Here is a 14,651-nt window from a genome sequence, read left to right as displayed (position 1 = left end):
TCAGACTTTAGAAGAACTAGAGTTACAGCTAGCTGATTATGTTAATTGGTTTAATAAATTTAGAATACATTCAACACTAGGCTATTTAAGCCCTAAGCAATTTAAAGAGCATAACCTTATAAAATCTGTCTAATTTAGTGTTGACAATCCAACCTCAACATAGGATGTATTTAAATATTAAAGTATTTATTAAAACGCATTGAAAATAATGTCTTGAACCTCAACATAGGATGTATTTAAATAAGAAAATACTATGTCTATAGAGAGCCTAAAAGACTTGAACCTCAACATAGGATGTATTTAAATTAGCCTTTAACTTCTAAATCTATTGAATTATCAATGCTTGAACCTCAACATAGGATGTATTTAAATATGAAAATCTTATCGTCTAATATAACCTCATTATCCTTGAACCTCAACATAGGATGTATTTAAATTTATTTGGAAAACATAGTTAAAGATGCTATACAACACTTGAACCTCAACATAGGATGTATTTAAATATGTTTCTCTTACGGGAGGGTGAGGGGAGGGTCTTACTTGAACCTCAACATAGGATGTATTTAAATAACATACTCAGAGAATGCGGAGAAAAGAGGTGGAAACTTGAACCTCAACATAGGATGTATTTAAATCAGAACATAAAGAAACAGTAACTAATTTTAGTTTAACTTGAACCTCAACATAGGATGTATTTAAATAAAATCATCACCCCAACCTCCCTTAAGGAATCTACCCTTGAACCTCAACATAGGATGTATTTAAATTTTGCTACATGGCGAGCTTCCTTTCTTTGATGTCCCTTGAACCTCAACATAGGATGTATTTAAATCATCTATACACCTCTAATGGTTCATCTTCATCAAATCTTGAACCTCAACATAGGATGTATTTAAATCCTACAGTTACTTTACCTTTGTTCTGAATCTGTATCTTGAACCTCAACATAGGATGTATTTAAATAGATATAGTATATGTTGAATGGGGAATAGGCAATTACTTGAACCTCAACATAGGATGTATTTAAATGCCGCCTTGTCTTGCATATGTAAGCTATCTTTTGCCTTGAACCTCAACATAGGATGTATTTAAATTAGGTTTCCCTGAACAAGTAACACTCACTTGTTTTACTTGAACCTCAACATAGGATGTATTTAAATTTCCCTGAATCTGAATATCAGCTGCCTTGCCTTGCCTTGAACCTCAACATAGGATGTATTTAAATTTATTCTAAATCCTCTTTGGGTCTAGGGATATTAACTTGAACCTCAACATAGGATGTATTTAAATGGAAGAAACTTAGGGAACCCTTCGGGGTTAAAACCTTGAACCTCAACATAGGATGTATTTAAATCCGTAAATCTCCGTTAATTGGTATATAGTTCCCTTCTTGAACCTCAACATAGGATGTATTTAAATTAAAGTTCTTATAAAAAAGAAACTGGGGTGTATATACTTGAACCTCAACATAGGATGTATTTAAATTTTCCTTTTATTTCTTTTCTTTTACTTTCCTTTACTTCTTGAACCTCAACATAGGATGTATTTAAATATTAACATTGTAATTATAGCAGTTAATTTTAAATAACTTGAACCTCAACATAGGATGTATTTAAATAGGATCTTTCCATCATGCAAAAGGGTATTGAAATCCCTTACTCTGGTTACCTACGGGGCCCAGAGTTTTTTTATTTCTTATGCCTCTTCTAATATGCCCTCACCCAAACGCAAAAAAATCCCCAAAATAGGCTATAATAAAAACAAGTATAAATTCGACATTTCTTTACTTAATACTATTTGTTATACTTATAAACGGGAGGTGCGTTAAAAAATGAATGCACGAGAAGGAGCACTAAGAGTTCTATATGATGTAGAAGTAAACAAAGCCTATTCAAACCTAGCCCTAAATAAAGAATTAGACGGAAAAGAATATAGTCAGCTAGATAAAGGTTTTATGACAGAGCTAGTATATGGAGTGTTAGAAAACGCTATTTACATAGATCATGTGATACAACAGTTTTCATCAATCAAACTAAAGAAAATCAATGCCAATACCTTGAACCTATTAAGACTGGGAATCTATCAAATACAGTTCCTAGACAAGATTCCTCCATCGGCGGCGGTAAATGAATCGGTAAACTTGGCTAAGATATATAGTAAGAAGTCTTCTGGCTTCGTCAATGCCATACTACGGAACGTCATCCGAAACAAAGACAACATCAAAATGCCTGACGTCAAAAAAGAACCAGTAAAATATCTATCCATTACATATTCCCATCCAGAATGGATGGTACAGCAGTTCCTAAAGCATTTTTCAATGGAATTTACAGAGGAATTACTAAAGGCAAACAACACAACACCAGAGCTAAATGTTAGGGTCAATACCTTAAAAATATCAATAGAAGATTGTATCAAAGCATTAGAAAAAGAAGGCTTAAAAGTCACCCAAAACCCCCACATAGCAGAAGCCCTCACCATAAAGGGAGTACACAACCTAGTGGAGATGGAGCTACTAAGAAAAGGATACATATACATACAGGACTTTGGATCAATGCTGATTGCTAGAATAGTGGAACCCAAAGAAGGAGATTTCGTCATAGATGTTTGTAGTGCCCCAGGGGGAAAAGCCACCCATATGGCACAATTGATGAAAAATGAAGGGAAAGTACTGGCAAGGGATATTCATCCCCACAAGTTAAAACTAATCAAACGAAATGCCAAGAGACTAGAGACAAGCATTGTTGAAACTCAAAACTTCAACGGAAAAGACATAGATGGCAATTTATTAGGAATGGCAGACAAAGTATTGGTGGATGCACCCTGTTCAGGATTAGGAATCATCCGTAGAAAACCAGAAATCAAATACAACAAAACGCCTGACGATATCAATGAAATCACAGAGATTCAGTTGGAAATCTTGAGGAATGCTTCGAAATACGTAAAACCAAAGGGATTTATCGTCTATAGCACCTGTACCATCGAACCCTCCGAAAACCAAGGAGTCGTAGAAAAATTTCTAAAGGACAATACAAATTTTCAACTGGTAAATATAGGAGAAGAATATAAAGACATAATCCCTGGCGAAACCCAAGGGGAAATGATCCAGCTATATCCAAATGTCCACGGTACCGATGGCTTTTTCATAGCAAAACTTCAGCGAAAAAAGTAGATGGCAGAAATCTATGATTTCTTGGCAGTCACTTTGTTAGAAACCGTAATACTAATTTCATAGGTTTTGTATCATTAAAAAATTAGTATGGAGAGTTTCTAACATCATTAGTTCAATGGCAGAAATCTATGATTTTTGGCTAATTTTAACATCCTTTAAATAGAAAGGAGCAATACAATTGTCCAAAACAGACCTATTAAGCTTAACCAAAGAGGAGCTAATCACCTTTATGGAAAGTATCGGAGAAAAGAAATTCCGAGCAATGCAGATTTTTCAATGGCTTCATAAAAGAGTCAAATCCTTTGAAGATATGAGTAACCTATCAAAAAATCTAAGACAAAAATTGTCCGACAACGCATATATTAGTCAAGTGGAAATTGCACAAAAACTGGTTTCCAAGATTGACGGCACCACAAAGTACCTATTTTCCCTACAGGATGACCACATTATCGAAGGGGTAGTGATGAAATACAAGCACGGCAACACCGCCTGTATCTCTTCTCAAGTAGGATGTGCCATGGGTTGTACCTTCTGTGCCTCCACCATCAAAGGGCTGGAAAGAAATCTAAGGGCTGGAGAGATGTTAGCTCAGATTTTTGCCATGGAGGAGGATTTTGGAGAGCGGATTTCCAATATCGTACTAATGGGTAGTGGAGAGCCATTGCATAACTATAAAGAAGTCATTAATTTTTTAAGAGTCGTAAATGACGAGGACGGTATCAACATAGGCAATCGCCATATCACCCTATCCACTTGTGGGTTGGTGCCAGAGATTAGAGCTTTGGCGGATTTAAAAATTCCCATCAATCTAGCCATTTCCCTTCATGCACCAAATGATGAGATTAGAAGACAGACAATGCCAATAGCCAAAAAATATAGCTTAGATGAATTGATTGATAGCTGTCGGTATTATCTGCAGCAGACCAATCGCCGAATCACCTTTGAATACGCCCTCATTAGGGGAGTAAACGATGGAGAAAAAGAAGCAATGGAACTCAGCAAGCTGCTAAAGGGACTTTTATGTCATGTTAATTTAATCCCTGTCAATGAAGTGGATGAAAGGTTTTATCGAAAGTCCCATCAAGACCAAATCAAAGCCTTTGAAAATATCCTAAAGAAAAATGGGATAGAAGTCACGGTAAGGCGGGAAATGGGGGCAGATATCAACGCTGCCTGTGGTCAATTACGTAATAGACATTTAACAGGACTAGGGAAGTAATGAAGGGTTTTGCAGAAATGTGTAGAATAATATATACAGCGTAAGGAGGGGTGAAGAATGAAAGTATGGGGTAGTACAGATGTAGGGAAGGTTAGAGAAATAAATGAAGACAACTATTGTATTATGAATGAAGGCTTGGAGATGTACATGGTGGCAGACGGAATGGGAGGACATAATGGCGGAGAAGTAGCCAGTTCCATTGCCATTGATATCATTCGAGAGCATATTATTAAATATATATCAGGTGAAGGTGAAGATTTAGAAGAACAGGGGATCAAAGGAATCCTTTTCGAAGCCTTTAATCGGGCTAATAAGGAGATTCTATCCCACAGTGAGGTGGATGAAGAATGTGATGGGATGGGAACAACTGCTACATTAGTACTTCGAGTGAATGATCAATTATACATAGGACATATTGGAGACAGTCGTGCTTATCTAATCAGAAAAGGGCAGATCAGACAAATTACTCAAGACCACTCTTTAGTTGCAGAGTTGGTGCGACAGGGAAGTATCTCTGAGAGGGAAGCCATGAAACATCCCCAAAAGAATATTATCACTAGGGCCCTTGGAACCGACGAAAATATTAAAGTGGATATATCTAATACAGATATACAGGATGAAGATATTTTAGTATTGTGTACCGATGGCTTAAGCAATTTTGTAGATAAATATGAAATCGAAAAAATTGTGCTGGAAACCGAGGATTGTCAAGCTTGTTGTAGGGAACTGGTATCCCTCGCCAATCAACGGGGAGGCTTTGATAATATAACTGTAATCGTAATCAAAAATAATCGCGATAATATAGAAAGTAGGTGAGGACATGATTGGTAAAATACTGGGTAACAGATATGAAATTGTTGAGAAAATCGGTGGCGGTGGAATGGCGGTGGTCTACAAGGCCAAATGCAACCTACTGAATCGTTTTGTTGCAGTTAAAATTCTTAGGGGTGAGTTTACAAACGATAAGGACCTAATAGATAAATTCAAACGAGAATCCCAAGCTGCTGCCAGTTTGTCCCATCCAAATGTTGTAAATATCTATGATGTAGGTGAAAGTGAAGAAATCTATTATATTGTAATGGAGTATGTAGCAGGGAAAACCCTAAAGGAGTTAATCAAAGAAAAGGGAAAGTTGGCTAATGAGGAAATTGTTGATGTCAGTAGACAAATTGCCTTTGCTCTCCGACACGCTCATCACAATCATATTATCCATAGGGATATTAAACCCCACAACATACTTGTGACCGCCGACCATCGGGCAAAGGTGACGGATTTTGGAATTGCATTAGCAGCCACCTCCTCTACCATCACCAATGCCGGTAGCGTAATTGGTTCTGTTCACTATTTTTCACCAGAACAGGCTAGGGGGGGCTATACCGATGAAAAGTCAGACCTGTATTCACTTGGAATCACCATGTATGAAATGGCAACAGGTAGAGTTCCCTTTGAGGGTGATAGTCCCATTTCCGTGGCATTAAAGCATATTCAAGAAAAGCCTACAAAACCTTCTCAGCTAAACCCTGAAATATCAAAGACTTTAGAGGATATTATTTTGAAACTCATGACGAAGGAGCAGTCGGCTCGATATCAAAATACTGAGGAATTACTGGAGGATTTATCAAGATTAAAGAACAATCCAAATGCTAATGTTGTCTATCATGGGAAAATTAGTGAAGAGGATTCACCTACCCAAATCATACCAGCTATTAGTGATGAGGATTTAAAGAAGAATAAAAAAGAAGAAGCTCCAGAGGTTTCGGAAAAGAAGAAAAAGAAGAAAGTGAAAAAATCCGTTGTATTTTCTGCAGTCTTTGCAGCATTAATCTTAGCTTTAGCCTTTACCTTTGGATTCTACTACTTTGGTGGATTCCTTGGGACGCCGGAGGTGGAAGTGCCAGCGTTTGTTGGATTAAGTAGAGAAGAAGCCGTCGCCCTAGCAGATGAATTGAAACTTGGATTAAACATTAAAGAAAAGTACAGTAGTGAAGTGGAATTGGACCACGTTATTTCCCAAAATCCAGATGAGGGAATGAAGGTAAAGGAAGGATTCAATATTCAACTATTGATTAGTCAAGGAGTAAAGCAAGTAGAGGTTCCTGATTTAGTATTCAAGGATGAGTTGGATGTACCCTACATATTAAGGAATGCCAACTTAGTAGAAGGGGAAAAGGAACTTGAATTCAGTGATTTACCCGCGGGGCAAGTGATTAGACAAAACCCAAGGGCAGGAGCTGAAGTGCCACAAGATTCATCTGTGGATGTAGTCATTAGTAAAGGTCCAGAAAAAGTGATTTTCCTAATGCCAAATCTAGTGGGTAGAGATTTAGATGCCGTCAGAAGAACTCTAGATCAATTAAAACTGATAGAGGGTCCGATTAAAGAAGAATATAGTGATGAATATGATGTTAACGAAGTAATCAGTCAAAGTATTCCTGCTGCTACAGAGGTGGAGGAAAATACTGTAATTAATTTAGTGGTCAGTAAAGGTCCGAAAATAGAAGAACAGCCCCAACAACCAGTAGCACCACCAACAACAGAAACACCTGCGCAGGGAGATAACGGTAATGGTGAAGGTGACGGCGATTCAGGGGAAGAAGACGAAGAAAATACCGTTACTAAAACTTCAAAAAGTGTAACGATAAAGCTAGACTCATATTCTGGTGTGATTAAATTAGATATCTATCTGATTACCTCCACGGGAAAAAAGTTAGTGCATAGTAAGCTTCATGATATTGAAAAGGATGGGAAAAGAGCCATATTCAATATGACGGGTTCTGGTAAACAAACACTAGAAATTTATGTAAATGGTCATCTACATGGAGAACCAGTGGTAATTAATTTTTAGGAGGAATTGAATGAGGGAAGGCAGGATCATTAAAGGAATTGGTGGATTTTATTATATAGACTACGATGGAATTACCTATGAATGTAAGGCAAGGGGAATCTTTCGAAAAAACAAGATGACTCCAATGGTGGGGGATTATGTAGTTTTTTCCGTCACCGATGAAGAAAAACTTTTAGGAATGATAGAAGAAATTAAGGAGCGGGAGACGGAGTTGATTCGTCCTCCCGTTGCCAATGTAGATCAGGCAATTGTGGTATTTGCCATAACACAGCCAGATCCAAACCTAGCTTTATTGGATCGCTTTATCGTGTTGGCAGAAAGCCAAAGGCTGGAGATTGCTATTTGTATTAATAAAATCGACCTTGCTGATGAAGAAGAACAAGCAAAACTAAAAAAGATTTATGAAGCCACGGGTTATCCTGTGATTTTTACCACGAAAGAGAATAAAGCCTCAATAGATGAAATTAAAAAGTTATTAGCGGGAAAAACAACCGTATTTGCAGGACCATCTGGTGTGGGAAAATCCACCCTATTAAATCGGATTCAATCCAATCTTGTATTGCAAACTGGTGAAATCAGCGCAAAAAATGCCAGAGGAAAGCATACTACCCGTCATGTAGAGCTCATCCCCCTCCAGTCTTCAGGTTGGGTGGTGGACACTCCTGGGTTCAGCTCTTTAACGGTGGATTTTATGGAGGTGGAGGAACTTTCCGATACCTTTAGGGAATTTGATGAATATCGTGAGGGATGTCAATACCTCTCCTGTATCCATGAAAATGAGCCCCGTTGCGGTGTCAAAACGGCTGTTGAGGAGGGGGATATTCCCCAATCCCGATATACAAGTTATCTACAACTATTAGAGGAAATAAGAAAAAATAGGAGGTACTAGTAGATGTTGAAATTAGCCCCATCAATACTATCAGCAGATTTTTCAAAACTTTTAGAGGATGTAAGGAAGGTAGAGGAGGCAGGTTGTGATCTGCTCCATATAGATGTGATGGACGGGCATTTTGTACCTAATATCACAATAGGACCATTAATTGCTCAAAGCCTAAAGGGAAAGACCAATATGCCCTTTGATGTGCATTTGATGATTGAAAACCCAGACCAATATATTCCAGAATTCGTCAAGGCAGGAGCGGACATTATTTCAGTACATAGTGAGGCTTGTACCCATCTTCATAGAACCATTCAATTAATTAAACAACATGGGGCCAAGGCCTGTGTAGCCCTAAATCCTGCCACACCTTTAAGCGTACTTGAGTACGTATTAGAGGACTTGGATATGGTGCTGTTGATGACAGTAAACCCTGGTTTTGGAGGACAAAAATTTATCGAGGCTACTCTACAGAAAATAGAAGCGTTAAAGAAAATGATTGATGACCGAGGTCTTTCGATTGACATACAGGTTGACGGTGGAATAAAGCCCGACAATATTGATTTAGTAACAAAGGCAGGTGCTAATGTGATCGTTGCAGGTAGTGCTATTTTCAATAGTGATGATATTCCAAAAACAGTGGAGCTTATGAGAAAAAATGCTACTATCTAGGCTTTAGGAGGTAATTATGGACATAGTCATCATTGTCAATGGTTGTTTAAATCTTAAATTTTTACAAAATCTTTTAGACAAACCTTCAGGGGAAAACAGTAAAATCATTTGTGCTGATGGAGCTTCAAAATATTTAGTTCCTTTAGGGATTGTTCCCCATATGTTGGTGGGGGATTTGGATTCTATTTCCCAGAAGGATTTGGACTGGATGAAGGAGAAGGGTGTGGAGCTTAAAAAATTCCCTGCCCGAAAGAATTTTACAGATTCAGAATTGGCCCTAGAATATGCAATGGGATTAAATCCTAAAAGGATAACCATAATAGGGGCGGTAGGCTCTAGGTGGGATCATAGTATCGCCAATATTATGCTTCTAAAGAGACTATTGGAGAGAGGGATCGCTGGCAGGTTAGTGGACGATAAAAATGAATTAACCATTACTAATGGTCAACTTCTGTTGGAGGGGAAAAAGGGAGAGTATCTTTCTATAATCCCCATCAGTGAAGAGGTGAAGGGGGTAACGTTGAAGGGTCTAGAGTATCCTTTAACAGACCACAGTTTTTCAATGGGAAGTACCCTTGGGATTAGTAATCAATTTAAGGAAACGAAAGCAACGGTTGAGGTTAAAGAAGGCACTCTGCTGGTATGTAAAAGTATAGATTAAATTAATAAGCCACTCTAGGTATTAATGGTCTAGAGTGGCATTTTTTGTATTTTTGCATATGATGTAAATAAGAATAAAAAAGTAGGTGATGACATGTTCCGAAGAAGAAAAAGACATGGTTTAACCATAGGAAATCTTTTGGGATTGGTCTTTGTGATTGTTGGAATCATAACTTTGATATATATCATCCCATTTACCTTCTGGATATTTATCTTTGGGTGTGGCTGTTTAGTCGTTGGGTTGTTTATATTTCGTCTTTAGCTACATCTCATAAACCATCTCAAAATGAAGAATATAAAAAGCCTACCATTTATGGCGGCTTTTATATCATCATTTATAATTTTTATAAAAAATTATAATGCTCTTTCTACTCTTCCAGAACGTAGACATCTTGTACAAACATTAAGTCTCTTTGGAGTACCGTTAACAATAGCTCTGACTCTTCTTAAATTAGGAGCCCAGGTTCTTTTGCTGTGTCGGACAGAGTGACTGACTTGGTTTCCGAATACTTTCCCTTTGTTGCATACGTCACATACTTTTGCCATAATAAACACACCTCCTTCAAGCAAGGCAAACTTAAAAACATAATAATATTAACATATTACTGATAGTTTGGCAATAACTATATTAAAATAATTAGATCTAACCCTTTAGATTATGAAGAAATTTTATGTAAAAGGAGGGTTTATGGTTTTTTTGTTGAACTATAATGATTATTGATATAAAATAGGTATAGATGATTAGCCGATAGCCCAAGCATATTTCACATAAGTGTTTACATAAGTGTATTATGAGAAAATAGAGATAAAACTATTTAAAAAACTAAAATAAAGGGAAAAGTAATAGGAAAAGGAGGGGTTATCATGCCTGGAAAACTGACAAATGACTTAGGAACGATTACCATTGACGATCATGTATTAGCTTCTATTGCTGGTGTATCTGCTATGGAATGCTATGGATTAGTAGGGATGGCTGCAAAATCTACAGCCAGTGGAATAGTGGAGCTTCTTAAGAGAGAACATTCAAGTAAAGGAGTAAAGGTTCAAACCGAAAATGATACAATCACTATTGATTTATTTGTAATAGTGGAGTTTGGAACAAGAATCTCTGTTGTTGCAAATAATATAATTGATAAAGTAAAATACAATATAGAAAACCTGACCGGAATGAAGGTAAAAAAAGTAAATATTACTGTTCAAGGTGTCAGAGTTGAAAAGTAATTTGAGGAGGTACTAGGTTGAAAATAGAACATATAGACGGGCAACTGTTTAAGAAAATGATAATAGAAGGTGCACAATCCCTAGAAAATAACAAGCAAATAGTCAATGCACTGAATGTATTTCCTGTACCCGATGGTGATACCGGAACCAATATGTCTTTGACAATGCAATCAGCTGTTAGAGAAGTAAGAACTAAGTCAGGGGAATCCTTAGAGGAGGTAGCCGATGGTTTAGCTAATGGTTCTTTAATGGGGGCTAGAGGGAATTCTGGAGTAATCCTTTCTCAATTATTTAGGGGATTTGCAAAGGGAGCTAAAGACAAAAATCGTCTTAATGTAAAGGACCTTGCAAATCTATTGAAATCTGGAGCAGACACAGCCTACAAGGCAGTGATGAAACCTGTAGAGGGCACAATACTAACTGTAGCTAGAGAAAGCGCAGAAAAAGCCCTTGAATTCGCTGAAACGGAAACAGATGTGGTAGCTTTCATGGAGAAGGTAATCGATGCAGCTGATGAGTCTTTAAAGAGGACTCCTGAAATGTTAAAGGTATTAAAGGATGCTGGGGTAGTGGACTCCGGTGGAAAAGGTTTACTATATTTCTACATGGGGGCATTGGCAGCCTTGACAGGTAAGTCCAGTGTAATAGATGAAGAGCCATCGGTTGAAATGGTAACAGTTGAACACGATCTACCTGAAGGAGATATAGAGTTTGGTTATTGTACTGAATTCATTATTCATGGCAACAATGTAGACATAGATGCATTAAAAAATAAACTAAAAGTTATTGGAGATTCCCTATTGGTGGTAGGAAATGAAACTGTTGTTAAAGTACATATTCATACAAATCACCCAGGGCAAGCTATGGAACATGCTTTAGAAGTTGGATATTTAGCAGATATAAAAATTGATAATATGAGATTACAATCCCGTCCCCATGAAACCTATGGCGAAGAAAAGAAGATAGCTGCTCAAGGGAAGGACTTTGGTTTTATCACTGTTACTATGGGGAATGGCTTAACTACAATTTTCAAGGATTTAGGGGTGGATCACGTTATTGAAGGTGGTCAAACAATGAATCCGAGTACGGAGGATTTTGTAAAAGCAATTGAAGGAATTCAAGCCGATACGATTTTCCTTTTACCCAACAATGGAAATATTATCATGGCAGCAAATCAAGCGAAAGAAATATCCTCCAAAAATATCATTGTAATCCCTTCCAAATCGGTGCCTCAAGGAATCACAGCGATGTTAGCCTTCAATCCAGAGGCTACAGGCGCAGAAAACCAAGAGGGAATGCAGGAAGCATTGAAAAACGTTAAAACAGGGCAGGTCACCTATGCCGTAAGAGATACTAGCTATAATGATATGATTATTAATAAAGATGATATACTAGGAATAGGCGATGGGGAAATACAGGCTGCTGGTAAGAGTATCGACGAGGTTTCTATCCAACTTCTAAAGAATCTTGTTACAGAAGATGATGAAATGATTACTCTATTATATGGTCAAGATATTCAAGAAGAAGATGCTGAAGCGTTAATTGAGGAAATTGAATCTCATTTCCCCCATTGCGATATTGAAATTTACTATGGCGGTCAACCGTTATATTATTATATATTCTCTGTTGAGTAGTAAAAGGATTATAAATTTTCAAAGAAACTAGTGTAGTTGAAAAACCAGCAACGTAGCGTATGTGGTAATACGTTAGGGGGCTGGTTTTTTGTAGTAATTTATCATTTAAGGAGTGAGGTCATGGAGTTTTTAAAACAGAACATAAAAGCCCTCCAAGGGGTTGGACCTAAAACAGCCCAAAAATTAAATAGATTAAAAATCCAAACTGTAGAAGACCTGCTCTATCATTTTCCAAGGGATTATGATGACCGAAGAAATGTAAAAACCATTAATCAGCTGACGGCTGGAGAAAAGTCCACCATCTTTGGCGAAATTATGGGGGAGGCTAGGAGTCTTCCTAAAAGAGGGCGATTGTCTATTCTTCAAACCGCCATCAAGGATGATACTGGTAAGTTGTACTTAACCTTTTTCAATATGACCTACCTAAAAAATAAGCTGAAGCCTGGAAAGATCATGATGGTAAGTGGAGAAGTAAAGCGGGGAAGATATGGACTGGAAATGGTGAACCCCACCTTTGAATTGGTGGATACGATGGAACGGGAAGAAGACCCCGACATGATTTTACCGGTATATCCAGCTACCGAAGGATTGAAGCAGATACAACTGATCAATCTGCAACGGTCTATTGCTGATCAAGTTCAAAAGGATACAGAAGATTATCTTCCACAAAGGATCATCAAGGAAAATCGTTTGTGTGATCTTAATTTTTCACTAAGGAATATTCACTTCCCAGATTCGGCTAAGGCTTTGAAGGTGGCTAAATATAGATTGATTTTTGATGAATTTCTCCTTCTGAGGTTGGCATTACTTAGAATTAAACAAACTGTGTCGAAGGATTTGGAAGGGATTGCCTTGAAAAGGATGGCGGAGTTTGACCAGCTTCTAAATGGATTGCCCTTCAGGCTCACCAATGCTCAGCGGAGGACTTTGGAGGAAATTGTCTCAGACTTAAATAAAGACGTCCCCATGAATCGATTGGTGCAGGGAGATGTAGGGTCAGGGAAGACGATTATAGCAGTCTTGGCACTATATTTAGCAGTTTTAAACGGATACCAAGGGACGATGATGGCTCCAACAGAAATTTTGGCAGAACAACACTATATCTCCCTACAGGAAGTTTTTCAACCTCTAGGAATCAAAGTTGGAATGTTAGTGGGGAGTTTAAAGAAGAAGACAAAAGAAAAACTCCTTGAGGTAATCGCATCTGGGGAAATTCAGATTGTGGTAGGAACCCATGCCATCATCCAAGAGGGGGTGGATTTTCACAAATTAGCTTTAGCCATCACCGATGAACAGCATCGTTTTGGTGTTCGTCAGAGGGCTGTGTTGGCAAGTAAGGGGATAAATCCCCATGTATTAGTAATGACAGCGACACCGATCCCTAGAACCCTGGCATTGATTCTATATGGTGATTTAGATATTTCTATCATAGATGAATTACCCCCAGGACGAAAGCCCATTAAAACTTATGAGAAAAAGCTAACAGAAAAGGATCAGGCATATCATTTTGTCAAAAAGCAGCTGCAGGAGGGTAGACAAGCCTATGTGGTCTGTCCATTGGTGGAGGAGTCGGAGAAAATTGAAGCACAAGCGGCAACTGAAATTGCTGAAGAATTGGCAGCAACCTACTTCAAGGACTACCGAGTAGGATTACTCCATGGAAAAATGAGTCCAAAGGAAAAGGAAGTCATCATGGGGGAGTTTAAGGGGGGAGAAATTCATATTCTGGTCTCTACTACGGTTATAGAAGTAGGGGTAAATGTGCCCAATGCTTCTGTAATGGTAATTGAAAATGCAGAGAGATTTGGACTAGCCCAGCTTCACCAGCTAAGGGGAAGGGTAGGAAGGGGAGCTTATCAATCCTATTGTTTGCTTCTCCATGATAGCAAGACTGATATTGCCAAGGAACGCATGGGAATTATGGTGGAGACCAATGATGGATTTATACTTTCAGAAAAAGACCTTTCCTTAAGGGGTCCAGGGGAATTTTTTGGCACTAGACAGCATGGTTTGCCAGAGTTTAAAATAGCTAACATTTTTAGACATATGAAGATTTTAAAGCAGGTGGAGGTTGAAGTGCAAAAGCTATTGGCGGAGGAGGAAACCTTGAGCCTAGAGGCATATCCACGGTTGAAAAAAAAGATCGAAGAAAAATTTGAGGGCTTAAATGATGATATTTCTTTTAGCTAAAATTAAAAACAGATGGTGTTATCCCACAAGAGGGTACATAATTTAAGTATATTAAACAAAAATAAAGGAAGACAAGAAAATCTCTAGAAATGTTGAAAAATATCTAAAACCGTTTTGTTAAGAAATAAACAGTGTGTTAAAATAATACGAGAGGAAGAGGGATG

General features: G+C 37.8%; 12 protein-coding genes and 1 CRISPR repeat array. Of the genes, 11 read left to right on the top strand and 1 reads right to left on the bottom strand.

The features are described from left to right. From JOC73_RS15530 to JOC73_RS11840, 8 genes are all read left to right on the top strand, one after another. On the top strand, positions 1–133 hold a 133-nt coding region (locus tag JOC73_RS15530; RefSeq protein WP_204403511.1), incomplete at its 5' end, for an IS3 family transposase. Positions 134–146: 13 nt separating this feature from the next. Continuing rightward, positions 147–1,618: a CRISPR direct-repeat array (repeat unit 30 nt; unit sequence CTTGAACCTCAACATAGGATGTATTTAAAT). A 213-nt stretch (positions 1,619–1,831) separates the two neighbouring features. Then, complete coding sequence (gene rsmB / locus JOC73_RS11870) at positions 1,832–3,169, top strand: 16S rRNA (cytosine(967)-C(5))-methyltransferase RsmB (RefSeq protein WP_204403500.1); 1,338 nt, start codon at positions 1,832–1,834, stop codon at positions 3,167–3,169. A gap of 172 nt (positions 3,170–3,341) precedes the next feature. Beyond that, positions 3,342–4,388 carry a 23S rRNA (adenine(2503)-C(2))-methyltransferase RlmN gene (rlmN, locus tag JOC73_RS11865; protein WP_408626931.1) on the top strand — a complete coding sequence of 349 codons (1,047 nt, stop codon included), beginning with the start codon at positions 3,342–3,344 and terminating at the stop codon, positions 4,386–4,388. Between the two features lie 57 nt (positions 4,389–4,445). Beyond that, positions 4,446–5,204, top strand: a complete 759-nt coding sequence (locus JOC73_RS11860) for a Stp1/IreP family PP2C-type Ser/Thr phosphatase (protein ID WP_204403496.1) — start codon at positions 4,446–4,448, stop codon at positions 5,202–5,204. A 4-nt stretch (positions 5,205–5,208) separates the two neighbouring features. Continuing rightward, positions 5,209–7,233: a Stk1 family PASTA domain-containing Ser/Thr kinase gene (pknB, locus tag JOC73_RS11855; protein WP_204403494.1), complete on the top strand. Its 2,025-nt coding sequence runs from the start codon at positions 5,209–5,211 to the stop codon at positions 7,231–7,233. Positions 7,234–7,243: 10 nt separating this feature from the next. Further along, the gene (gene rsgA, locus JOC73_RS11850; protein WP_204403492.1) at positions 7,244–8,122 is read left to right on the top strand and encodes a ribosome small subunit-dependent GTPase A; all 879 of its coding nucleotides are present in this window, start codon (positions 7,244–7,246) and stop codon (positions 8,120–8,122) included. A 3-nt stretch (positions 8,123–8,125) separates the two neighbouring features. Further along, positions 8,126–8,782, top strand: a complete 657-nt coding sequence (rpe, locus tag JOC73_RS11845; protein ID WP_204403490.1) for a ribulose-phosphate 3-epimerase — start codon at positions 8,126–8,128, stop codon at positions 8,780–8,782. Between the two features lie 16 nt (positions 8,783–8,798). Beyond that, complete coding sequence (locus JOC73_RS11840) at positions 8,799–9,443, top strand: thiamine diphosphokinase (protein ID WP_204403488.1); 645 nt, start codon at positions 8,799–8,801, stop codon at positions 9,441–9,443. 353 nt (positions 9,444–9,796) lie between these two features. Here the strand turns inward: JOC73_RS11840 and rpmB are convergent, their stop codons facing one another. Continuing rightward, entirely contained in the window at positions 9,797–9,988 is a 192-nt protein-coding gene (gene rpmB / locus JOC73_RS11835) for a 50S ribosomal protein L28 (protein ID WP_204403486.1), read from the bottom strand. Between the two features lie 318 nt (positions 9,989–10,306). Between rpmB and JOC73_RS11830 the strand changes: the two genes are divergently transcribed. The 3 genes from JOC73_RS11830 to recG all read left to right on the top strand — a co-directional run bounded on the left by JOC73_RS11830 (position 10,307) and on the right by recG (position 14,487). Then, a complete protein-coding gene (locus tag JOC73_RS11830; RefSeq protein WP_204403484.1) occupies positions 10,307–10,663 on the top strand; it encodes an Asp23/Gls24 family envelope stress response protein in 357 nt (118 codons plus the stop codon). A gap of 56 nt (positions 10,664–10,719) precedes the next feature. Then, the gene (locus JOC73_RS11825) at positions 10,720–12,297 is read left to right on the top strand and encodes a DAK2 domain-containing protein (RefSeq protein WP_204403509.1); all 1,578 of its coding nucleotides are present in this window, start codon (positions 10,720–10,722) and stop codon (positions 12,295–12,297) included. Between the two features lie 120 nt (positions 12,298–12,417). Beyond that, the gene (recG, locus tag JOC73_RS11820; RefSeq protein WP_204403482.1) at positions 12,418–14,487 is read left to right on the top strand and encodes an ATP-dependent DNA helicase RecG; all 2,070 of its coding nucleotides are present in this window, start codon (positions 12,418–12,420) and stop codon (positions 14,485–14,487) included. Positions 14,488–14,651 lie beyond the last annotated feature (164 nt).

This window comes from Alkaliphilus hydrothermalis (genome assembly GCF_016908555.1).
GTDB classification, from domain to species: Bacteria; Bacillota; Clostridia; order Peptostreptococcales; family Natronincolaceae; genus Alkaliphilus; species Alkaliphilus hydrothermalis.
Note: the sequence above shows the minus strand (reverse complement) of the source record. Positions and strands in the feature narration are given on the sequence as shown.